The organism is Absiella sp. AM09-50, assembly GCF_003433845.1.
GTDB lineage: Bacteria > Bacillota_I > Bacilli_A > Erysipelotrichales > Erysipelotrichaceae > Hoskinsella > Hoskinsella hominis.
On record NZ_QVFI01000013.1, the window covers coordinates 74,044 to 96,131 of the forward strand.

The 22,088-nt window shown below is 35.3% G+C and carries 22 protein-coding genes; 7 read left to right on the top strand and 15 right to left on the bottom strand.

Annotated features, from left to right (window positions below; translation table 11 throughout):
• Positions 1 to 3: 3 nt before the first annotated feature.
• Positions 4 to 318, bottom strand: a complete 315-nt coding sequence (locus DW114_RS12150; protein ID WP_233509466.1) for a hypothetical protein — start codon at positions 316 to 318, stop codon at positions 4 to 6.
• Between the two features lie 153 nt (positions 319 to 471).
• Here DW114_RS12150 and DW114_RS12155 point away from each other — a divergent pair, with 153 nt between their 5' ends.
• Positions 472 to 1,182, top strand: coding sequence for a VanZ family protein (locus tag DW114_RS12155; protein WP_158552253.1), 711 nt, complete (start codon positions 472 to 474; stop codon positions 1,180 to 1,182).
• A gap of 18 nt (positions 1,183 to 1,200) precedes the next feature.
• On the opposite strand, the gene DW114_RS12160 is transcribed toward DW114_RS12155, so the two are convergent.
• From DW114_RS12160 to DW114_RS12205, 10 genes are all read right to left on the bottom strand, one after another.
• On the bottom strand, positions 1,201 to 1,467 hold the full coding sequence (locus DW114_RS12160) for a hypothetical protein (RefSeq protein ID WP_117454028.1): 267 nt from the start codon (positions 1,465 to 1,467) through the stop codon (positions 1,201 to 1,203).
• A gap of 67 nt (positions 1,468 to 1,534) precedes the next feature.
• Complete coding sequence (locus tag DW114_RS12165; protein WP_117454029.1) at positions 1,535 to 2,440, bottom strand: hypothetical protein; 906 nt, start codon at positions 2,438 to 2,440, stop codon at positions 1,535 to 1,537.
• Between the two features lie 79 nt (positions 2,441 to 2,519).
• The gene (locus DW114_RS12170) at positions 2,520 to 3,521 is read right to left on the bottom strand and encodes a LacI family DNA-binding transcriptional regulator (protein WP_117454030.1); all 1,002 of its coding nucleotides are present in this window, start codon (positions 3,519 to 3,521) and stop codon (positions 2,520 to 2,522) included.
• A 63-nt stretch (positions 3,522 to 3,584) separates the two neighbouring features.
• Entirely contained in the window at positions 3,585 to 4,250 is a 666-nt protein-coding gene (locus DW114_RS12175; protein ID WP_117454060.1) for an HAD family hydrolase, read from the bottom strand.
• A gap of 62 nt (positions 4,251 to 4,312) precedes the next feature.
• Positions 4,313 to 6,274, bottom strand: a complete 1,962-nt coding sequence (locus DW114_RS12180) for an alginate lyase family protein (protein ID WP_117454031.1) — start codon at positions 6,272 to 6,274, stop codon at positions 4,313 to 4,315.
• Between the two features lie 57 nt (positions 6,275 to 6,331).
• Positions 6,332 to 9,130, bottom strand: a complete 2,799-nt coding sequence (locus tag DW114_RS12185) for a polysaccharide lyase 8 family protein (protein ID WP_117454032.1) — start codon at positions 9,128 to 9,130, stop codon at positions 6,332 to 6,334.
• A gap of 54 nt (positions 9,131 to 9,184) precedes the next feature.
• A complete protein-coding gene (locus DW114_RS12190; protein ID WP_117454033.1) occupies positions 9,185 to 10,006 on the bottom strand; it encodes a PTS system mannose/fructose/sorbose family transporter subunit IID in 822 nt (273 codons plus the stop codon).
• Positions 9,993 to 10,784 (bottom strand): PTS mannose/fructose/sorbose/N-acetylgalactosamine transporter subunit IIC, encoded by a 792-nt coding sequence (locus tag DW114_RS12195; RefSeq protein WP_117454034.1) that lies wholly within the window; start codon positions 10,782 to 10,784, stop codon positions 9,993 to 9,995. The genes DW114_RS12190 and DW114_RS12195 overlap by 14 nt, the downstream gene beginning before the upstream one ends.
• Before the next feature lie 18 nt (positions 10,785 to 10,802).
• Positions 10,803 to 11,294 (bottom strand): PTS sugar transporter subunit IIB, encoded by a 492-nt coding sequence (locus DW114_RS12200; protein ID WP_117454035.1) that lies wholly within the window; start codon positions 11,292 to 11,294, stop codon positions 10,803 to 10,805.
• Between the two features lie 12 nt (positions 11,295 to 11,306).
• A complete protein-coding gene (locus DW114_RS12205) occupies positions 11,307 to 12,497 on the bottom strand; it encodes a glycoside hydrolase family 88 protein (RefSeq protein WP_117454036.1) in 1,191 nt (396 codons plus the stop codon).
• Between the two features lie 297 nt (positions 12,498 to 12,794).
• On the opposite strand from DW114_RS12205, the gene DW114_RS12210 reads away from it, so the two are divergent.
• From DW114_RS12210 to DW114_RS12235, 6 genes are all read left to right on the top strand, one after another.
• Positions 12,795 to 13,778 carry a bifunctional 4-hydroxy-2-oxoglutarate aldolase/2-dehydro-3-deoxy-phosphogluconate aldolase gene (locus DW114_RS12210; RefSeq protein WP_117454037.1) on the top strand — a complete coding sequence of 328 codons (984 nt, stop codon included), beginning with the start codon at positions 12,795 to 12,797 and terminating at the stop codon, positions 13,776 to 13,778.
• A 1-nt stretch (position 13,779) separates the two neighbouring features.
• Positions 13,780 to 14,799 (top strand): sugar kinase, encoded by a 1,020-nt coding sequence (locus tag DW114_RS12215; protein WP_117454038.1) that lies wholly within the window; start codon positions 13,780 to 13,782, stop codon positions 14,797 to 14,799.
• Positions 14,800 to 14,809: 10 nt separating this feature from the next.
• Positions 14,810 to 15,619 carry a gluconate 5-dehydrogenase gene (locus DW114_RS12220; protein WP_199483581.1) on the top strand — a complete coding sequence of 270 codons (810 nt, stop codon included), beginning with the start codon at positions 14,810 to 14,812 and terminating at the stop codon, positions 15,617 to 15,619.
• 15 nt (positions 15,620 to 15,634) lie between these two features.
• Positions 15,635 to 16,270, top strand: coding sequence for an RpiB/LacA/LacB family sugar-phosphate isomerase (locus DW114_RS12225; protein ID WP_117454039.1), 636 nt, complete (start codon positions 15,635 to 15,637; stop codon positions 16,268 to 16,270).
• Between the two features lie 237 nt (positions 16,271 to 16,507).
• Positions 16,508 to 16,861, top strand: coding sequence for a hypothetical protein (locus DW114_RS12230; RefSeq protein WP_117454040.1), 354 nt, complete (start codon positions 16,508 to 16,510; stop codon positions 16,859 to 16,861).
• Between the two features lies 1 nt (position 16,862).
• Positions 16,863 to 18,200 (top strand): hypothetical protein, encoded by a 1,338-nt coding sequence (locus DW114_RS12235; protein WP_117454041.1) that lies wholly within the window; start codon positions 16,863 to 16,865, stop codon positions 18,198 to 18,200.
• 75 nt (positions 18,201 to 18,275) lie between these two features.
• Here DW114_RS12235 and fba read toward each other — a convergent pair whose 3' ends face one another.
• The 4 genes from fba to DW114_RS12255 form a co-directional block, all read right to left on the bottom strand.
• Complete coding sequence (gene fba, locus DW114_RS12240) at positions 18,276 to 19,145, bottom strand: class II fructose-1,6-bisphosphate aldolase (RefSeq protein WP_117454042.1); 870 nt, start codon at positions 19,143 to 19,145, stop codon at positions 18,276 to 18,278.
• 149 nt (positions 19,146 to 19,294) lie between these two features.
• A complete protein-coding gene (gene rpoE / locus DW114_RS12245) occupies positions 19,295 to 19,624 on the bottom strand; it encodes a DNA-directed RNA polymerase subunit delta (protein ID WP_117454043.1) in 330 nt (109 codons plus the stop codon).
• Between the two features lie 16 nt (positions 19,625 to 19,640).
• Positions 19,641 to 21,284, bottom strand: a complete 1,644-nt coding sequence (gene argS / locus DW114_RS12250) for an arginine--tRNA ligase (RefSeq protein ID WP_117454044.1) — start codon at positions 21,282 to 21,284, stop codon at positions 19,641 to 19,643.
• Entirely contained in the window at positions 21,281 to 21,673 is a 393-nt protein-coding gene (locus DW114_RS12255) for a DUF1934 domain-containing protein (RefSeq protein WP_233509411.1), read from the bottom strand. The genes argS and DW114_RS12255 overlap by 4 nt, the downstream gene beginning before the upstream one ends.
• Between the last annotated feature and the right edge of the window lie 415 nt (positions 21,674 to 22,088).

A 22,088-nucleotide genomic window follows, 5' to 3' on the forward strand; every position in this document is an offset into this window, starting at 1 on the left:
GTTTCACCCATCCACTTTCTTTTCATATTTCAATAAACCGATATGTACCAGCAGCATATCCATAAAGGATGCCAACAAAAATGATACACCTAATATATATAATGTTTTAATATCAATTGTTTTGCCTTTCAGAAATAAAAGGCTTGTGGAAACTGCAATACCTACTGCCACGAATGGTTCCAGCATGCGCAGCTTTGTGCTTTGCATCGTCATTTGATATTCGCATCCGCAGTTGGGACATTTCAAGTGTGCATTCCCGAAGAAGAGTTTCAATCGAATTGCTGTTTTGCAATGTGGACATGTATATATTTTCATCATTTTCACAACCTTACCACCATATTATACAACATTTTGTGTATTTGTATATGCCTTAAGATTTCCATATGGAAAACGTTAAGGAAAAAGTAAGAATCTTACGCGTAATTCCTGTTAAAATTATACATACAACCCATGTCAGAAAGGAGGACCTTTATGAGCAAAACTTGTTCATCCATCGCCATAAGAATTTGCGCATTGATTGCCGTTTTATCTTGTGCTTTTAGTTTATATGCTGGAATCGATCCTAATTATTCATTAAATATCAAAGGTCGGCTGTTATGTGCTGTCGCCTTTGTCATTCCTCTAGGAATTGCCAGTATTTTGATTGCTCATCGAAGCCATGATGAAAATCAGCGACAAAAAATATATCATATCTTCTGGGTCATCCTATTTCTATATTACATTTTACAGCTTGGATATATGTTATTTTTCGCTAGTGAATTTGCAAGACAGAATCATAATATCTTTGATGGCAATTATATTTATAATCTGATGCTGCAATGGGAATACAGTACTAATCTGATTCCATTTAAAACCATTAATTTGATGTTAAATGCCTATCAGATTGAATTAAGCTATGTTGCTAATGTAAATCTATTAGGAAACCTGGCAGCCTTTATGCCATTTGCATTCTTTTTGCCAAAATTGTTTCCATCCATGCAGAAACCTAAAAAGTTTTTGATCAGTATGGCACTCATCATTATTTCTGTTGAAGTGCTTCAGTTATTTACTTTATCAGGAACACTGGATATCGATGATTTTATATTAAATATGACAGGTGCTTCTTGTTTCTATTTTGTGTTAAAGATTCCTGTTTGTAAAAGAATGATGAAACCTTATAAGATTCAACATATTATCGGATAAAAAAATCCCACAGAGCGATTATACCCTATGGGATTTTTTTTCATATTTACGCATTTCATTCGTTAAATAATATCCAATGTAAATAGGTTCTGTTTCATACAAGCTTTGAATCTTTGCTTCATCATCTTTCCAATCATCAAAGCTATCATGCTCTTCTTTGGATATTGGATAGAAATACGTATCCATACCTGCTGCCTTCTGTTCTGTAATCACATAAGTATGATCTAATACGCCTACACCCATGCGCTTATGATGTTTTGTTTCTTTATAATCACTCCACTGCATCTTGTATGCCTCCTGTCTTTTTATTACTTTTATTATAGAACGTTATTTTGAAAATGCAATAGAAATTCTAATCATGATTTATTTTGTATACAGCAGTATGAAATTTTTCATCATATACATTATTTTTATCAGCTATTAACTGAAAAAGATAATTATATTTTTCATTATAATATGTTACTGTACCAAGTGTATCCTCTGTATCTATCAATACTTTAATCTCATGATTTTTAATGTTAAATGCATATAATTTATTCCAATCTCTTAATAATACGATATCCTTATCTTCAATATATATGGCTGTTAATAAACTATCAGATATCATGCTTGTATCAAAGTTATATAAAACCTCATTTAATTCTTTATTAATCAATTGAAGATGCATTTTATTTAAACAGATATATAGTTTTTCTTTATGAGAATATTCTAAAAAATCAGTATAACGAGATATTAAATCATTATCAAAAGCAAAGAAATTTTCTTCATCAAACTTATAAGTAAGAAGTTTAGTTTTTAAATCATGTTTATCTCTTCCATCTGAGAAAATACAGTGAAATTGTTTACTTTCAATACCAAAAATTAAAAATGGTAAAAAATCTTTTTCAGGAATATTTATTTTACATACTGTTGAACTTTTCTTAAAACAATAAATGTATGGAGTAAAAGCTAAATATAAAAAGATGATATCATCTATTCTAGTTTTCTTTATTATGGCAGTACCACCTTTAAACTTTAATGGTGCTTTTTCAATAAGATAATCGTTATTATCTAAATAGAAAAATTGATCTTTTGTATTTATCAAAAGTGTTTTATCCCATAATTGTAATGCATTAGATAAGTTACGAAAAGGTATTGTTTGAATGATTTCAAATTTAGGATTCAAAATCATAAGTTTTTTATTATCCGCAAATAAAAAACGTTCAGAATCAAGTTCACAATGAAAAATCATTTGATTTATTTTTTTGACTAGCTTCATTCATACCACTCCTATGGATAGACATTTATATTATATCTCAATTTATAAGCTTAAAAAACCGCTATTTATTCAATAACGGTTAATTGGTGGATTCACACCAGTTCACATTGCATTTTAAGATTTGATTTGGTGCTTCCTCATGTTTGCCTTCTAAAGAATCAATCAATATCTTTGCGGCCTGATGTCCCTCATCATATGCTGGCTGGACAATGGTGGTAACGGTTGGTGATGAAAAATTACTCCATTCTGTATTATCAAAACCTATTAATCCTATGGTATGAGGCATAAGATTACGGTAATTTTTCAAAGCGACATATACCCTTGGCAATAAGAAACAGTTTACCACAAAAATCAAGGTACGGGTACCAAATTTCAATTCTTTATTTAACATTTCTGTCAACGCTTCACTTTCTACATCTCCATCAACAACATGGGTAATGCATTGTTTCCCTTTTAACTGTAATGCATCAATAAATCCTGTCGCTCTCTCTTTTCTAGTACTTAGTACACTTGGATCTGCAGTAATCATGATATATTCATCATATCCTTTTTCCATTAGCATTTCACTTGCTTCCAGAACGGCTTCATAATTATTGGTTTTTACCCATTTTTCACGATCCATGGAAACCTGTGAATCAATAAAAACAACTTCTTTTCCTTCGTTTTTTATTTTATCCACAAGCTGATCAAATTTACTGGATGGCTGAACAATAAAGCCATCTACTCCCATTGCCAGCATACGGTTAACATAATCTTCCTCGTTCTCCAAAATATAGTTGCTATTTCCTACAATTAATTGATATCGCTTTTCTCTGGCAATATCATCAATACCCTTAACAATCTGATTCGCAAAACTATTGGTGATATCCCCAATGATAACTCCAATCAGTTTTGTTTCCTTTGCGTTTAACAAACGCGCTGCCACACTTGGCCGGTAATTGGTTTCCTCGATTACCTTTGCGATTCTCTGTCTTGTTTCTTCTGACATTTTATCAGTTCTTCCGTTCAGATAAAATGATACTGTCGTCTTTGATGTTTGCGCTCTACATGCAATTTCCTTAATTGTTATTTTTTCACTCATACCGTATCTAACCTCTTTATCTCCTTAATTGTAACATAGCACTCTTATTTTTAGCAAACCTGTTTACTTATTTTGAAAAAAAGATAGATCAAATTGGTAATAATCCTGAATAACTTCATCTACACCAGGCATATTTTTATATTCTTCTATTTTATCTGCGGTTGTGATTGCGACAATCTTTTCCACATGACATGCATGTGCAAATGCAATACCGGATAAAGAATCTTCCACAATCATACAGTTTGATAATGGAACACCGATACGCTTCGCTCCATCTTCAAACATACTGATTTTATTGCTGTGTGTACCATCGTCATAAATGATGTTATTCACATCAAACCACTTATCAAGATGAAAAGAAGACACAAAGAAATCTACATTTTCCTTAATGGATGCAGTACAGATTGTCATCGGCACCTGCATCATTTTTAATTGATCCAATACTTCTGTTAGTCCTGGTGCTAAATGAAAACTTTCTGGCTGTTGAAGGCATATTTCTCGATATAACGCTTCTTTATCCTTAGAAAGCTTTTCACTTTCTTCATCACTCATTTCTCCCATTAATACTTTTATAATCTGTGCATTGGTTTGTCCATGCATATGATCCATTTCATCATCACTGATTGGTTTTCCACGATACTTTTCTGAAAACACATCCCATGCAATTTTATGTTTTGGGCTATCAAAAAACATTGTCCCATTAAAATCAAATAATAATCCTTTTTCCATAATACATCCCACTTTCTTTTTCTCCTTAATTATAACAGGTTTTACTTATGCTAAACAGTGGTTTATGCACGTAGTCGTATAAGTTTTTTATGATTCCCATGTTGATGTATGACAACACATTTCGCATGAAATGGCATATTCTCACAATAACAGATTTTCTTTCCTTTAAATATTTCTTTATGAAAGATTGCGACAGTATAAGACTCATCATCACTCATCGTAAAGCGATAAGCACATGCAATATCTTTTGACATTGGCGTATCCTGATTTTGATAGATATCTACTGGTGTTACTTGAATATCTGTAGCACATAGTATGGTGATATTTTGATATTGATTTGTGAAGGTATCTTTTAATGTAATGACATCATGTGGCAATAATTCATTATAGCGCAGAGAGCATGGCTTAGTTTCTATTTCTTTTTCGCCTTTGGTATACATATACAGCTTTGTTTCTCCTTGCAGTATGATACGATTCTCTTGTATTTCTGCTTTCATATTTGGATCTATATGAAAATAACTTTCTATCTGATGTTGCCCATCTTCTTTTACCTCATCTACAATTATCCAAATCGAAGGATCAATCACAATAAGCTTTCTTGTCCATATCTGTAAAGGATCATGACTGAATAAATTTCCCTCCAAATAATGCATGTGATCAACATGACGTACATAGTTTTTTCCAGGAATGCCAAAATCTTGATAACCCCAGCTATCGGATGGAATACAAGATGGTTTGTTATCTACAATCACACTGTTATGGGAAGGCATGGATTTCAATATTACCCGTAATGGATGATCTTCACGATATGTATATCTGCCCGGATCAATCAAAACCGGCACACCCTGATGATAAATAGATACATGTAAATTATCGCTATGTCCATGTCCACTTCCCAGTGAACCATTGGTAAACATCGTAAAACTTGCTTGCGTTGACCAATCACTGCGAATTGTATACATGCCACTGTCTTCTCCATCAAAAATCCGTTTTACTGGCTCAATGACTGGCAGCTTCTGATATTGGATGGCCTCTGTTACCCCAAAGGTATATAAGCTTTCTAAATCATATTGTGGATACCCGCCATATTTCCATACACCATTTTGATATAAAGAGGCTGCTCTTGTCATGACATCTTTTATGCATGCACGATCACTATCGCCAAATGTTTCAATATGGAAATCAAAAGTTGCCTGATACAATAATGCATCTGCCAGCTTTTCTACTTGATGTTTCAAAACAGGCAATTCTTCATTATGATAGAAACGATCATAAAACAACGCCTTCATTCCATAGTTCAATACTTCAACATGATACATGGTAGATTGTTCCCATTGCATACCATCATCATAAACCTGAATACCAAACTGTGTTTCAATTTCCGCACGTGCCCACTTGTATATCTCATTCTCACAATAGTTCGAAAGATAAAGTGGCATTGTAGAAATAATGGCACATGTCTGAATACTTCCCCAGTTGCTAAGGGTATACTTAGTTAGGTAGTGATCTTTTAAATATTGAATTTGCTGGTCGATATGAGAGAGGATTTTTTCCAGCTCTATATCGCTTAATATACCCGCCCTATATATATAAGGAAGAGTTTCCATGAAATTCATGATGCGAATGCCCGTATCTAAGGTTCTTGTACTGCAAGATGGCTCCATTTTTTGATGTGCATCTATCCAGTCAAACATTAATGCTTTCCCTTTTTCAATATATTTTTTATCATCTTTAAGATATCCTGCCAGCATCAAATAGTTTAAATAATCCATCCGATTTAACATGAAGCACCATTCTTCATCATCATTTCGTTGTACATTCCAATCCATTTTTTCAAAAGAATATGGTATTTTACAACGCTCCATATCCCATGGTTTATCAAATGTGAAGACTTGTTGAAGCAATTCATCAGCTTGTTTTATGATCAATTCCTCGTCTTGTTTTGTGATATAATCTTTGATATGTGAAATTTGTTTATACGCAATCAAAGCTTCTAATTGTTTTTTACAATACTTGATATCCATTTTCGTGAATCCTTTCTTATGCGTGAAAACTACTTACAAGAAGTAGTCTTCATCTATTTATGATTTTCTTTTCTTTTTTGATATACGATATATTTCTACCATTGCGCCAAATGATACCATCGCAATTCCTGCTGGAAATATGGGATTGGTATGATCCCCGGTATCTACATCATTGGTTTTCGCTGTTTCTTTCTTTACCGTATTTTCTTTGTGATCTGATGTATCAGACCCAGGTTTATTTTGATGTTCTTTTTCTGTATTTTCATCTTTTTGATCATCCTGTGGTTTTGCTTTTTGTTTTAATGTGAAGTTGATTGATTTACCATAAGATTGATCTGTATTTACAGTGATGATTGTTTTGCCATCCTGATATTTGATTGTGACAGCATCTTGTTTTTGTGTTAATTCATAATCTTTATCAAGTGTCAAAGTGATGGCCTTTTGTTCAAATGTAGGATCAGATACAGCAAATAATGTTCCACCATCCGTTTCCTGTTCTAGGATAGAAGCAGCTGATTCACATTGAATTCCATTACTGTTTCCTTTCGTGAAAAAGTTATATCCGATCATATTTTGTGAAAGATCTTTGACAACATGTACACTTGCAGTATTGGCAAGAACCTGAATATCAGGATTTTGAGCAAATGTTTTCATCTCTTCTTGACTGGCATTTGGCATCATGACATAGCTGTATGTGTCTTGTTTTGGGTCTTTTCCATGTTCATAAGTCAAGGTGAAAAAGTTTTCACTAATTTCTTTATCTGGATTTGGCGTTCGGATATCTTTTAAATTGGCACTTCTTGTTTCATTTTTTACCTCAACTGCCTTATCTTCAGGAAAATAATATCCGATACTTGTGTGCTCTTCATTTGTCTGATAATGAATCCATGAAAGATGTTCATGGGAACCATTAGATAAAACTACAGCTTTTCCATCTTTGTCCATCGCAGAAACATTCGTTTTTTCATTTACATCAGACATACGATTATCAATGGTTGTGGTAACATCCCGATGTAATTCATCATGGATATCAGAACCTAAAACAACAATTTTATTACCAAACATAAACCATGACTTATTCGCATTCGCATTTTTATATGCAATAAAATCATCACCTAATATACCTTGTTGTTTTGCGACATAAGCATTATCATCCCCTAATTGCATTCCAGCAACAGTATTCCCATTTAATGTCACACTGCCTGAAAAATGATTGGTACCTACAGGGAAATATACATAATCATTTTGTTCCTCACTGCCAGCTGGATATCCTGGATAAAAGGCACTGCCATGAAACATTTCTGGAATAGTCAAACGATTTTCATTAGGAACGGTGGTACCAGGCATACGGTATGGATCTATCGCTGCCATATAATTTACACCAAATGATTTACTCTGATCACGACCAGCTAAATAAAGATAGAATGCACCATCTCCCTGAAACCATGGCTTTAAATTTTCTCCACTCATATATTCATATTTTGATATACGATTAGAACTTCTTGATAATGCGAACGCAAAACCATCCCCAACCTGAATGTTTTTATCCATAGCATTGAATGCATAAGAACCTTTTTTCAACTGGCTGACTGCCTGGATATTTTCATCATTCATAATATTTTGATAAGGCACTACAGCAGACAACGTCAAACCATTTGCGTTTAACTTTGTTGGCATAGACTGTACCATATATTTTATCTGACTTTCCATCTTTGCTTTTTCTTGATTTGGTAAAAATTGTGTAAGCAATACCATAGATTCGATGACGCCAGTCGCATCACTATAGCCACTTGCTGTTCTGGATACGGCACGCCCTTTTACAATCTCCATCATATATCCTTCATACATAACAGGCGCAAAACTGTTATAAACCCAGTTTTGTAATGTATCTAATTGATCACTTGGCTGCCAGGGTGTATCATTTAAAATGACTAAGGCCTGTACAGCCCTTTGAAGCAATAGTTTTCCATAAGAGCCAGTGTATGCGACACGATGATGCTGGATAAAAGATCCATCAGCATATACTCCATCAGTATTCCCATTTACAATATTGTAAGGATCAATGGTAGAAAAAACACTCATCATATCTTGTACAGCTTTTTCAATTCTTTTTTCATCATGGGTCACAGTACCCTGTAATATACGATTCATTGTGATATCCGCAAGATTTGTGCCTGTATGTTGAGGTGCGGTTAAATCAACATCTCCATTTTTTCCATTACGTAAATAATTATCAAAGCCTTTGACATAGTTTTTAATCAACTCTGGATTTCTATCATTTAAGGCTTTTTCCATAAAGACAAAAGTATCACTTAACTGTGTTGGCATGCCGATTTCCCAATTCCACCAGTTGCCAAACATCAAGCCATCTTTAGAATAATCATAATATTTAGAAAAAGCCTGATCATAAAATTTTTGAATGGCATCACAAATGATATCTTCACTTGTTTTATCATGGTAATACTTTGTGCCATAGGTACCATATGCAAGAGCCATTTTATAAATATTCTGCGTTGTTTTGTATAAATTATCTGAATTTTCTACTTCTGATGTCGCTTTAGAACTGATGTTTATTCCATCAAATATGAAATCATCTTCGCCTTTATAGGATGAAAAAGCGCTATCCGCTGCTTTTTCTATTGAACTGATTTTAGATGCCAAAACTGGTTGAGAATTACTTGTTTCATTTCCTGCAACATAGTTTTTAAAGCTATCTTTAATTTTATTCATATATGTTAATGTATCATTTTCACTTAATATCGCCTTCTGTGTTTCTTTTGCGGAAATCGGCACTATCATAATACCTGTCTGCAAAAACAAAGCACTGCTTAATGCACCTGTGATAATTTTTTTCATAAAACTTCTCCTTTCTGACAAAAAAAGGGGAACACGATATTCCCCTTATATTCTTTATTTCAAGATACCAAGTAAGCTAAATGCAATACCAATCACAACAGTAATCAATACCAGTACATACGTTGTTACACCTTTTTTCTTGATAAGATAATACATCAACAAGGTATATAAAACTGGTAGTAATGCAGGAGCTACTTTATCAAGCATTGCCTGAATATCTACAACAGACTGCGTTTTTCCTTCTACTGCTGCCTGATTGGAAGCAAATGTGATTGCTACACTCATTTTAACAAATGTTGCGGCTAAGCCTGCAATTACGGTAACACCAATCATGCTGGCAGCATCTGATATTACACCCATTTTTTCTGAAAGCTTATCAATCATGGTAGTACCAAGTTTTCTACCATAACCACCCATGACCAGTTTAATTGCCAGCAAGACAATATTTTCTGCTAACAGGAATAAAATTGGTGCAGCTGCAATATGATCCATTGCCATTGAGGCAAAGATTGTAGAGAATAATGGGGCGATACAGAACTGTGATAAGGAATCACCGATACCAGCAAGTGGACCCATCAAGGCCATTTTGATACCACGAATTTCCTCATATTCCATACCACTCTCTGCCATTGCTAAGTGAATAGATGTAATAAATGGCAAGAAGTTAGGGTTTGTGTTATAAAATTCACAGTTATTATTCAATTCTTCTGCGAACTTGTCTGCATCATTTCCATATAACTTTTTTAATGCAGGATACATGACAAGAGCATACCCTAAACCTTGATAGTTACTATAGTTAAAACCATTTTGTAAGAAAAATGCACGTAAGGTTGTGACGGTATAATCTCTTTTTGTTAATTTATTAGATCCAGTCATCGTGTTCTACCTCCTGTGTTGGGGCACCAGCAGGATTTGCTGCTGCTTTTTCTGTTTCATTATAGTGTTTTAATGCGAATACTGCACCAACAAGTGCGATACCAATAACTGGCAGTTTTAAGAATCCGGCTAAAATATATCCTAATAAAGCAAATGGGATAAATTCTTTTTTCAACATAACACTCATAATCATCGCAAAACCAATTGCTGGAAGCATACCACCGGCAACTGTTAAACCATCTAATAGCCACTTTGGTACAAGTGCAACCAGGTTGCTTAAGGTATCCATACTGAATGCACCTAAGAAGCCTAAGATAAATCCTACGATAGCAAACAGCCATACGGTCATATTTGCGCCTCTCTTAAATGCTTTGAAGTTATGTTTCTTTAATGAATTTGCAGCACCTTCTGGAGCTCCTGCACGTACGGTATAGATTGCTGTCTGTAAGAACTGAATTGCGACAGCAAATGGAAGCGATAAAGATAATGCACTTTCTGGAGTAACATCTCCTGGCATTGTAATTGCCATTAAAGTACCAATGATGCCCGGACCGATTGGATTTGGTGGAACTGTACCACCAGCACCAACGCCAAATCCCATAAATGCTAATTCCGCAATTGCTCCACACTCTAATGCGATTGGAATATTGCCTAAAATCACACCCACACCAAAGCTTAAAACGATAGCTCTGTTTGTATAAATTCCCCACAGCATACCTGCATAACAGAATGCTGTCCAAAGGCCAATCAATATGGCCTGAATAATTGTAATATCCATTTGGTTACCTCACCTTTCTTATAAATAATTTTTAATATCTACCTGTATACTTCCATCATTGCCACTTGGCGTGGTTTTGGTGTTAAATGTTACATTGTATTTTTCAATCATTGTACGTAAAGCATCTTTATCCTCTTTTCCAAGGAAAATAGAACGTGTTACTTTTTCTTTACCTTCGCTGTTATGGATATTACCGATATTGATTTCATGAATCGGTACGCCTCCTTCTACCAGACGAAGTGCATCTTTACAATCTTTCACAATAATAAAGATGGATTGTGCAGGATTTGCTTTATGTATAATGTCAATGACTTTCTGTACAGGATAAAAACGCATTGCGATTTCCTTTGGCACAACAGTTTTCATTAATGTTTGTGACATCGCATCATTTGCAGTTTCATCATTTGCGACAATTACCGTATTGGCACCAATGGATTTTACCCAAAGCTGTCCTTGTCCATGTACTAAACGTTCATCAATTCTTGTCATTAAAATATTTGGTGTACTCATAATCATTCCTCCTTACCAATATGGGTTCCATTCTTTTAACTGTCTTATTAAGGCTTCCATATAGAAGTAATCTCCCCAGATATTACCTTCATCCACACCTTTTCCACTGTGCCATGAATAAACACCATGATAAAGAATCGGATCACCCTGTTTATGTTGTTTACATGTATAATGTTTCATCAAAGAACGCAAGATATTAGCACTTGCTCCCTGGTATACTTTTTTATATGGATCTTCATCGGATAAGTTATGATCCATTTCCAACATACCACATACTGCAATGGCAGCAGCACTGGAATCTCTAGATTGATCAGGATCATCCGTAAATATCAGATCCCAATAACATACGTTATCTTCTGGCAAACGATTTAAGAAATAATTCGTCATCCCTTTATATATATCGCAATATTCCAACTGTTTTGTATAACGGATATTTAAAGGAATACCATAGATACCCCATGCCTGTCCTCTGGCCCAGGAGCTGTCATCACTATATCCCTGACGAGTTGCGCCATGATCAGGACCACCTGTTTCAGGATTCATATAGAAGGTATGATAAGCACTGGCATCATCACGAATCACATATTGACAGCTTGTTTCAAAGTGTCGTTGTGCAATTTTTGCGTATTTCTCATCACCAGTTGTTTCACTTGCCCAATACAATAATGGAATGTTTAACATACAGTCGATGATAAAACGATAATGTTCTTTACTGTCTAATGGACCCCATGCCTGTAAGAATCCACCTTTTTCCTGCCAGCGTTCCATCAGCTTGTCAGCTGCCAGTATACCAGCACGTTTTGCATGTTCATTGCCAGTTAATTTATAACCAGCCACACAGGATAAAGAATAAAGGAATCCTAAATCATGATGATCTAATTCAATTCGATTTTCTACACGATGTAGAAAGCTTTCCACATTACGGTCTGCAAGTATACGATATTTTTCCTCATGTGTATATTCATATGCCAGCCAAAGCATTCCTGTCCAGAATCCATCTGTCCATTCAATATTTTCTATGATTGGATACGTCTGTTGTTTTGTCGCAGAATAAGGAAATTTATCTTTGAAGTATTCCATGTTCAGATCAACCTGCAGGATACATTCCTTCATCGCTTTGTTTAATTCATCTTTCGTCATTGCTGGTGTATTGAGAAATTCATCGCGTTTTTTAATTTCTTCGATATTCACCTTTCTTACCATACGTTTGTTACCTCCTGATTCAAGTGAATCTGTTGTTTAAAGCAAACCGGTTTACTAGACGTTTACATTATAAGTGGAAAGTGCTTCCATGTCAATCTTTTTCTATAAAATTTTTTTATTTATTTTCTACCTTTTTCTATGCTTTCTTATATAATTATCACGTTATTGCCATGTTTTAGTTTATTGACGAAAACTATTGACAAAATCGGTTTACCAAATTATACTGTTAGTGAACTGGTTTACTATAGATAAAAGTAAACTGCGTACTAGACATACGTAAAAGAAAGCAGGGATTTCATGAATAAACATATGGAACGAATTTCACAGATTGGTATTGTGCCTGTCGTGAAAATCATGGCAAAAGAAGATGCGCTGCCTTTAGCTCAGGCATTATATAACGGAGGACTGGATGTTGCGGAAATCACTTTCCGCAGTGAACATGCCAAATACGCAATCCAAACCATTCATCAGGCATTACCCGATATGTTGGTCGGTGCAGGCACTGTATTAAGTGTTGAACAGGCACAGGAAGCGGTGGATGCTGGTGCAGCCTTTATCGTTTCTCCAGGCTTTAATGAAAAAGTTGTTGCCTGGTGTATTGATCACGATATCGATGTGTATCCAGGTGTATCCAGTGCAAGTGAAGTAGAATTAGCCATGTCTTATGGCCTAAAAGTTTTAAAATTCTTTCCTGCCCAGAGTAGTGGCGGTGCTAAGAAAATTAAAGATTTCAGCGGTCCTTATCAGGAATTAAGCTTTATGCCAACTGGCGGTATCAATATGAACAACATGCATGAGTATTTATCTTTACCTAATGTATCTGCGATTGGTGGAAGCTTCATGTTGCCAAATGATCTGGTAAACGCAAAAGACTGGGATGGTATTGAAGCATTATGTAAAGAAGCAGTAAAACATATGCTGGATTATCAACTGATTCATATTGGTATCAACAGTGAAAACGAAGAAGCATCTCTTGCGACTGCAAAACAGTTATGTGATCTGTTTCATTTCACATATTATAAAAAGCCGAAATCTAACTTTGCCGGCGTTGGTTTTGAAGTATTGCACAACAAAGGCAGAGGAGAAAACGGCCACATTGGTATTTATACCCCATATCCACAACGTGCCATGTATCAATTAGCAAAACAGGGTATCCACTTTGTTGAAGACAGCATCACAAGAAACAAGAAAACGCATTTGATTAACTTTGTTTATCTGGATATGGAGATTGCCGGATTTGGCATTCACCTAATCAATCCTGATGTAAAAATGGAGGTATAACATGAAAGTTATCACTTTTGGAGAAATCATGCTGCGATTAGCACCACATGGCTATTATCGTTTTTCACAAGCAAATGACTTTGAGGCAACCTTTGGTGGTGGAGAAGCCAATGTCGCAGTATCACTTGCTAATTATGGCTTGGATGCAGCTTTTATCACAAAACTGCCAACGCATGATATTGGACAGTGTGCTGTGAATGATTTAAGAAAATATGGTGTCGATACTTCTATGATTACTCGTGGTGGGGATCGTGTTGGTATCTATTATTTGGAGAAAGGTGCTAGTCAACGTGCATCACAGGTCATTTATGATCGTGCACATTCTGCCATCGCAGAAGCAATACCAGAAGATTTCAACTGGTCTGAAATATTTGAAGGTGCAGACTGGTTTCATTTTACTGGAATCACACCAGCATTAAGCGATACACTTTCCGCTATCACATTAGAGGCATGTAAAGCCGCAAAAGAAGAAGGCGTCATGATTTCCTGTGATTTAAACTTCCGTAAGAAATTATGGACAAGTGAAAAAGCAGGACAAGTCATGGATGAGCTGATGCAGTATGTGGATGTATGCATCGCCAATGAAGAAGATGCCGAAAAAGTATTTGGCATCAAGGCAAGTAATACGGATATCACAAGTGGTCAGTTAAATCATGAAGGATATATCGATGTCGCAAAACAGTTAATTCATCGTTTTGGATGTAAAGCTGTAGCCATTACCTTACGTGAAAGTATTTCTGCATCCGACAACAACTGGGCAGCGATGTTGTATACAAATGATGAAGCTTATTTCTCAAAGAAATACCCTGTACACATCGTTGATCGTGTTGGTGGTGGAGATTCCTTTGGCGCAGGTTTGATCTATGCGATGCTTATGAAGAAAAAGCCACAGGATACGATCGAATTTGCGGTAGCGGCAAGCTGTTTAAAACACAGTATTGAAGGAGATTATAATCGAGTCAGTGTAAAAGAAGTAGAAAATCTAGCCAATGGCGATGGCTCAGGCAGAGTACAGCGATAGGAGGAAAATCATGGAAGAATTCACAATGGATGCCTTTTCCTTAAAAGGCAAAGTAGCACTTATTACCGGTGCTGCTTATGGTATAGGTTTTGCGATTGCCACTGCTTATCACAAAGCAGGTGCAACCATCGTTTTCAACACCAGTCGACAGGCTTCTGTAGATAAAGCCATGCTTGCATATCAAGAAGCAGGAATTCCTGCTAAAGGTTATGTATGCGATGTTACAGATGAAAAAGCTGTACAAGCAATGGTAAAACAAATCGAAGAAGAAGTTGGTACAATTGATATTCTGGTAAATAATGCTGGAATCATCAAACGTATCCCTATGCTGGATATGAGTGCTGAAGATTTTAGAAGTGTTATAGATGTAGACTTAAATGCACCATTTATCGTATCAAAAGCCGTATTGCCTTCTATGATAAAAAAAGGTCATGGAAAAATCATCAATATCTGCAGTATGATGAGTGAACTAGGACGTGAAACCGTCAGTGCCTATGCGGCGGCCAAAGGCGGCTTAAAGATGTTGACAAAAAATATCTGTAGTGAATATGGTGAAGCCAATATCCAGTGCAATGCTATAGGTCCAGGTTACATCGCCACACCACAGACTGCGCCATTAAGAGAAAAACAACCCGATGGAAGCCGACATCCTTTTGATCAGTTTATTGTATCAAAAACACCAGCTGCTCGCTGGGGAACACCGGTTGACTTGATGGGATCTGCAGTATTTCTGGCAAGTGATGCCAGTAACTTTGTCAATGGACATATTTTATATGTAGATGGCGGTATCTTAGCCTATATCGGTAAACAACCACAATAAGGAGGAATGTGTAACATGAAAATTGCTTTAATCAATGAAAACTCACAAGCTGCGAAAAACGCACAAATCTATGAAGTATTAAAAGAAGAAGCAGAAAAAGCAGGTCATACTGTATTTAATTATGGTATGTACACTGCTGAAGATGAAGTACAATTAACATATGTGAAAAACGGTCTTTTAGCAAGTATCCTTTTAACAAGCGGTGCTGCAGACTTTGTTGTCACAGGATGTGGAACAGGACAGGGCGCAATGCTTGCCTGTAACTCTTTTCCAAATGTCATCTGTGGACGTATTGCTAATCCATTAGATGCGTATTTATTTGGACAGGTAAATGATGGCAACTGCATTGCTATGCCATTTGCGCAGAACTTCGGCTGGGGCGCAGAAATCAATCTGCATGATACATTTGCCAAACTATTCTCTGAACCATTTGGCGGAGGATATCCAAAAGAAAGACGCGAGCCAGAGCAACGCAATAAAAAGATTTTAGACAGCGTAAAGGCAATTACTTATAAACCACTGCTTCAGGTTCTAAAAGAAATTGATCAGGATTTCTTAAAAGAAACGATTGCTGGCAAACACTTTGCAGAATATTTCTACCCAAACTGCAAAGATGAAGAAATTGCTGCATATTTAAAAAGCTTATCATAATATATAAGGAAGTATCTATACTTCCCGCTCTCTTGTAAACATGAACAAATACCCTTTTATAAAACATGGAGAATTCTCCATGTTTTTTACTATAAATTCAGAAATAACTATCAAAATCTTTACAAAATGACCTGTACAAAAGTCTTTTTTACAAAAAGCTTTACTTTTTTAAAACATTACTATTTTTATGATATACTATATATTGACATTCCTAAAGGAATGAAGGAGGAGAAGAATATGAAATTAAAAAATATTACTGGAAATGATTGTGGAGAAAAACTTAAAAAGTTTGGTAGAATTACTTTTTACATTTTCTTAGTGCTTGCAGTGCTTGTTGCACTATTTGGCATCTTTGGTGGAATGGGAATCATTGCTGATGGAGATACAGGTACCGGCATGATGGTTCTGTTCATTGCGGCTGTTTATATCGTTATGATTTTATTCTTTGCATATATCGCATTCCTAAAAACATATGCTTATGGAAATATGGTACAGGTACAGGAAAAACAATATGCATTACTACAGGACTTATACAAAAAGCTTTATGATGATGGCACATTAAATAATCAAACAGACAAACTGGAGTTCTAATATGAAATATCGCTATCAGTTTCTATTAGACTTATATAGGAACCGTTCTTATCATCCTGATAATCTGATCTGGCTTTATCGATATGAACATGTAGCACAGAATGGGCATTACTTAAAAGTATACCTGTACTGTAGAAACAAATACATGCATTTGGAGGAAGTAAACTTTCAAATACAGCAAGGTGATCAAACAAAAACGGTTTCTGTTAAAGAATTTCATAAAATCAAGCATAACTATCAGCCTTATTTAAAAGGCTGTCTGATTCCTGTGGAAGATGACTTATCCGATATCTCTTTAGAAGTCACATCATATCAAATGGATGGAAAAACATATCCTTTTGTGAAAGAAGATATAAAAATCACATTAACAGATGAACAATGTAACCAGGAAAGAAATGCACTATTATTACAACAAATGGATATCACGATGATGCCATCCATTCAGGAAACTTATTACATATGTGCCTGTGGAAATATCCATCGTATAGGTGAAACCTGTCCAAACTGCCATCGCCCATATAGCGATATTAAAGCAATGGTAGAACAAGGACAAGAAGCCCTATGTAAAAAAGCTCTATTGAAGAAATATTGTCGTTTATCCGAGTTAGAAAAACGTAATTACAAGACTGATCAATGGATCTCAGATATACAACAAGAAGCAACTGCTTTATATATTTCCTGTATATCAGATGATTATGCATCTTTTCTTAAACAAGCAGTTTCCTCACATAGAAAAGATATTATGAAAACGATAATTGTATCTATTTCAGTGGCATTAGGATTAGCTTTTAGTATTTTATTATTCATTGGACTACAACCAACGGTAAATGATTTAGATAAAAATCTATTGCCAAATGATTCCTTATATTCCCCTTATGGAAATAATGATTATGGCTATAATGATACTGATGATGATTCTGATACAGATAATCTTTATTCTTATGGAGATGATGATTACCAATATAAAACATGTTCCATTGATCAAAAGGAAATGATGTTATATGTTTCCTTATCCGGCAAAAACGATAAGATTACTGGTATGCTTTTATCAATCGATATCGACAAAGAACAATTAGGTACTGATCCAAACCTTCTTGATGAAAGTCAATTAGATATGGTAAGTTCCCAGATATTAAGCCAATTTGGTTTAACTGGTGATGAAGATGGTTTGTATACTGATATTTATGTTGTTGGATCATCATTAATCATTGATATCGATATTGATGTTGAAAGTGTTGATGATAAGACATTAAAAGCTTTAGATTTTGAATTTATTAAAAATTATTCTTACAAACAGGCACTTATGGAATTTAAGCTGTCTGGTATGGATTGTTACTAAAAATCTGTGATATACTCACAGATTTTTTTAAACAAAAAAAGACGATATGTTGAACATACCGCCTATCTGTCATTCTTATTCAGCTTTTCCAGCAGAACCGAACTGATTCATCATAGCAACAACTTTTGCCTGGATTGCATCAGCACCTGGTTTTAACAGTTTACGAGGGTCATAACCTTTACCTTGCTGATCTTTACCTTCTTCGATGTATTTACGTGTAGCAGCAGCAAATTCTAACTGAAGTTCTGTGTTAACGTTGATTTTAGATACACCTAAAGAAATAGCTTTTGCGATCTGATCTGCAGGGATTCCTGAACCACCGTGCAATACTAATGGTTTACCATTTGTAACGTTCTGGATTTCTCCTAAACGATCAAAGTTTAATCCAGCCCAGTCAGCAGGATATTTACCGTGGATATTACCGATACCAGCAGCTAAGAAGTCAACGCCTAATTCAGCGATTGTCTTACATTCCTGAGGGTCAGCTAATTCACCCATAGAAGCAACACCGTCTTCTTCACCACCGATGCCACCAACTTCACATTCGATAGAAATACCTTTAGAGTGAGCTAAAGCAATCATTTCTTTAGATTTTTCTAAGTTTTCTTCAAATGCATAGTGAGAACCATCGAACATTACAGAAGTGAAACCAGCTTCGATACAAGCTTTTGCTCCTTCGTAAGAACCGTGGTCTAAGTGTAAAGCAACTGGAACTGTGATTCCTAAGTAATCGTGGATTCCTTTTACCATTGCTACTACGTTTTCAAATCCACACATGTATTTACCAGCGCCTTCAGAAACACCTAACATAACAGGTGATTTTGCTTCTTCTGCTGCCAATAAAATAGATTTGATCCATTCCATGTTGTTAATGTTGAATGCTCCAATTGCATAATGACCTGCATGAGCTTTTTCAATCATGTCTTTTGCTGAAACTAATGCCATAAGTATATTCCTCCTTGATTTCAATTTACACTCTTATTCTACTTCATTTTTCCCTTTTTGAAAAGGGTTATTGTTATTTATTTCACTTGTTTCCACGATTTAAGCGCATACACATAGAAAAAGCACACCATTTATGATGTGCCTTCATATTAATAATCTTCTTCTGTAGTTTTTAATGGTGGGATATCATCTTCATGACTATCTGTATCATCTTCATCTTCGTCAATCAGAATTTCACTTGTATCCACAACAACTTCGTTATATGTGTGACGTTCTCTTAAATCCCATTTGTTTTCCCCTACACATACAAAACGATCATCTAAAGATAAATCACTATAGAATTGTGCAATATTATCTTCTTCCTGTGCCTGTGTAAATCCCATAATCTGACAGATTTCTTCCCACAGCTTAATAAAAGTTACCGGTTTTTTCTTTGTGGATAACTGTTCATATGCGACATCGATCATTGCTTTTTTCATGTTAAACTAAATCCTCCTACATTTTTTCAATAGCTTCTACACCGATCAGTTCCAAGGCGTTTTTCAGCGTGATTTTTGTGGCCTTTAACAGTGCCAGTCTTTGTGCACTCAATTCTTCATGTTCCATATCAATGACTTTACATGCATTGTAGAAACTGTGGAAATAAGCTGCAAGTTTCTGAATGTAATTACATACCTTATGAGGCGAACGTGTTTTTGCGGCATCTGCCACTACATTTGTAAATTCATTGATGTACTTCATCAATGCGATTTCTTTTTCATGTGTTAATAAATCAAAGTTTTCTGCTTCTTTCATTTCAGGTGCCTGACGCAGGATAGAACACATTCTTGCGTGTGCATATTGTGCATAGTACACAGGGTTGTCATTACTCTGTTTTCTTGCTAAGCCTAAATCGAAATCAAAGTGTGTATCAACGGCACGCTGAACAAAGAAGTAACGTACAGCATCTACACCTACTTCATCACATAACTCACGAATCGTAACCGCATTTCCTAAACGCTTACTCATCTTCACTTCTTCACCGTTTTCCACAAGACGAACCATCTGAATAATGTCTACCTGTAACTTATCAGGATCATTACCCAATGCTTCAATACTTGCCTTCAAACGAGGAATATATCCATGGTGATCTGCGCCAAGCAAATCTACCAACATATCAAAACCACGATCCAGTTTATCTTTATGATAAGCGATATCTGGTACAAGATATGTGTAAGAACCATCTGTTTTTCTTAATACACGATCTTTATCATCGTTAAACTTAGTAGTCGCAAACCATAAAGCCCCATCTTTTTCATAAGTCATGCCTTTTTCATCCAGCACCTTTAAAGCCGCTTCTACTTTACCATCATCACGAATCTTTTGTTCACTACTCCATACATCAAAGTGTACACGGAAGTAATCTAAGTCACGTTTGATTTTATTCAATTCAAACTCAATACCTTTTTCTTTAAAGAACTTTAAGTTCTCTTCATTTTCTTCTACATAAGTATCTTTATATGTTTCCGCTAATTCAATGGCAATCTTTTTTACATCTTCTCCATGGTATCCATCTTCAGGCAATACAAAGTCAAGTCCCATGTGTTCACGATATCTTGCCTGCAAAGATTTACCAAGATTGATAATCTGATTACCTGCATCATTTACATAATACTCACGGCATACATCATAGCCACTTGCCTTCATCAAACGGGTAATGCTATCACCCCATGCTGCACCTCTGGCATGTCCAAGATGCAAGTCGCCAGTAGGATTTGCGGATACATATTCCACATTCACTTTTATGTTATGACCTGTATCATTATGACCAAAATTATCACCCTGTGCCAAGACTGTTTCAATAATCTTTGCCAAAGATGTATTTTTGATTTTAAAGTTGATAAAACCAGGTCCTGCAATTTCACAGCTTTCGATATCCGCAGCATCTTTATCAAGTGCTTCCATAATACCTTCCGCAATCTTTCTTGGGTTGTTTTTCAAAATTCTTGTTAACTGCATGGCAACATTAGTTGAGTAATCTCCATGGCTTTTATCCTTTGGAATTTCAATCACGATATTGTCTTCTTGCAATTCTTGTCCAAACGCTTTTGATACAGCATCCTTCAACGCATGCTTTAAACTCATCTCGATCTGGTTCATGCCTGATCCTCCTTCAATATCCATAAAATCCGGTAGCCATCTGTCACTTCACCACCGCTGAGGATATCATATTCCAATGCGATGATGTTATCTTTCCTTATATATTTATACGTATAAATTTCCAAGTCAATCGTGCCAAATTCTGACAGTACACTTCCGCAGGTTTTCTCATTCATTTGGAAATGCAGATTTGAAATGACTTCACCTTTTCGTTCAATACGAAGTCCTTCATCATCTGCGACAATATTCACAGATGCTACCCCATCCTTTTCCACATATTCCATACACAGAGAAGACCCTTTTTTCACTAAATTTACATGGCCTTCAAACATCAGATTTTTCTCATTTGTGTATCGATGCTTTTGTTTCACTGTAAGATGTTTCTTCATGTTCTCACCACTTATCATGAGCATTATAGCAGAATTTTATATTCATGCAACCTTTTTTAGTCAAAAAGATTAAAAACTTTTGGTTTTCGGTTTTTTCGCCTGTTTTCTTTCCTTATATTATATATCACAAAAATCATATTCCAAATAATTGTTCTTCCTTATATTATATATATGCATGTTTTACTTCTTAAAAAATCTCTTCCTTATATATATAAGACGAAAAATTCTTGTTTGTTAATCAGGTTTAATTTATAAAAGTATCATATTCCACTTTTATAATATAATTCGTATAATAGGCGAATAACACCTGCATTTCATGAAAAATCAGAAATCAGCATCAAAAACCCACGGATTTGTAAAGAATGCGCTTTCATACCCGGAATCCATGGTCTAACAGTGGTACAGCATTATAAGT

Coding starts and splice junctions, on each gene's coding strand:
- DW114_RS12150 (WP_233509466.1), bottom strand. CDS start 318: ATGATGAAAATATATACATGTCCACATTGCAAAACAGCAATTCGATTG.
- DW114_RS12155 (WP_158552253.1), top strand. CDS start 472: ATGAGCAAAACTTGTTCATCCATCGCCATAAGAATTTGCGCATTGATT.
- DW114_RS12160 (WP_117454028.1), bottom strand. CDS start 1,467: ATGCAGTGGAGTGATTATAAAGAAACAAAACATCATAAGCGCATGGGT.
- DW114_RS12165 (WP_117454029.1), bottom strand. CDS start 2,440: ATGAAGCTAGTCAAAAAAATAAATCAAATGATTTTTCATTGTGAACTT.
- DW114_RS12170 (WP_117454030.1), bottom strand. CDS start 3,521: ATGAGTGAAAAAATAACAATTAAGGAAATTGCATGTAGAGCGCAAACA.
- DW114_RS12175 (WP_117454060.1), bottom strand. CDS start 4,250: ATGGAAAAAGGATTATTATTTGATTTTAATGGGACAATGTTTTTTGAT.
- DW114_RS12180 (WP_117454031.1), bottom strand. CDS start 6,274: ATGGATATCAAGTATTGTAAAAAACAATTAGAAGCTTTGATTGCGTAT.
- DW114_RS12185 (WP_117454032.1), bottom strand. CDS start 9,130: ATGAAAAAAATTATCACAGGTGCATTAAGCAGTGCTTTGTTTTTGCAG.
- DW114_RS12190 (WP_117454033.1), bottom strand. CDS start 10,006: ATGACTGGATCTAATAAATTAACAAAAAGAGATTATACCGTCACAACC.
- DW114_RS12195 (WP_117454034.1), bottom strand. CDS start 10,784: ATGGATATTACAATTATTCAGGCCATATTGATTGGCCTTTGGACAGCA.
- DW114_RS12200 (WP_117454035.1), bottom strand. CDS start 11,294: ATGAGTACACCAAATATTTTAATGACAAGAATTGATGAACGTTTAGTA.
- DW114_RS12205 (WP_117454036.1), bottom strand. CDS start 12,497: ATGGTAAGAAAGGTGAATATCGAAGAAATTAAAAAACGCGATGAATTT.
- DW114_RS12210 (WP_117454037.1), top strand. CDS start 12,795: ATGAATAAACATATGGAACGAATTTCACAGATTGGTATTGTGCCTGTC.
- DW114_RS12215 (WP_117454038.1), top strand. CDS start 13,780: ATGAAAGTTATCACTTTTGGAGAAATCATGCTGCGATTAGCACCACAT.
- DW114_RS12220 (WP_199483581.1), top strand. CDS start 14,810: ATGGAAGAATTCACAATGGATGCCTTTTCCTTAAAAGGCAAAGTAGCA.
- DW114_RS12225 (WP_117454039.1), top strand. CDS start 15,635: ATGAAAATTGCTTTAATCAATGAAAACTCACAAGCTGCGAAAAACGCA.
- DW114_RS12230 (WP_117454040.1), top strand. CDS start 16,508: ATGAAATTAAAAAATATTACTGGAAATGATTGTGGAGAAAAACTTAAA.
- DW114_RS12235 (WP_117454041.1), top strand. CDS start 16,863: ATGAAATATCGCTATCAGTTTCTATTAGACTTATATAGGAACCGTTCT.
- fba (WP_117454042.1), bottom strand. CDS start 19,145: ATGGCATTAGTTTCAGCAAAAGACATGATTGAAAAAGCTCATGCAGGT.
- rpoE (WP_117454043.1), bottom strand. CDS start 19,624: ATGAAAAAAGCAATGATCGATGTCGCATATGAACAGTTATCCACAAAG.
- argS (WP_117454044.1), bottom strand. CDS start 21,284: ATGAACCAGATCGAGATGAGTTTAAAGCATGCGTTGAAGGATGCTGTA.
- DW114_RS12255 (WP_233509411.1), bottom strand. CDS start 21,673: ATGAAGAAACATCTTACAGTGAAACAAAAGCATCGATACACAAATGAG.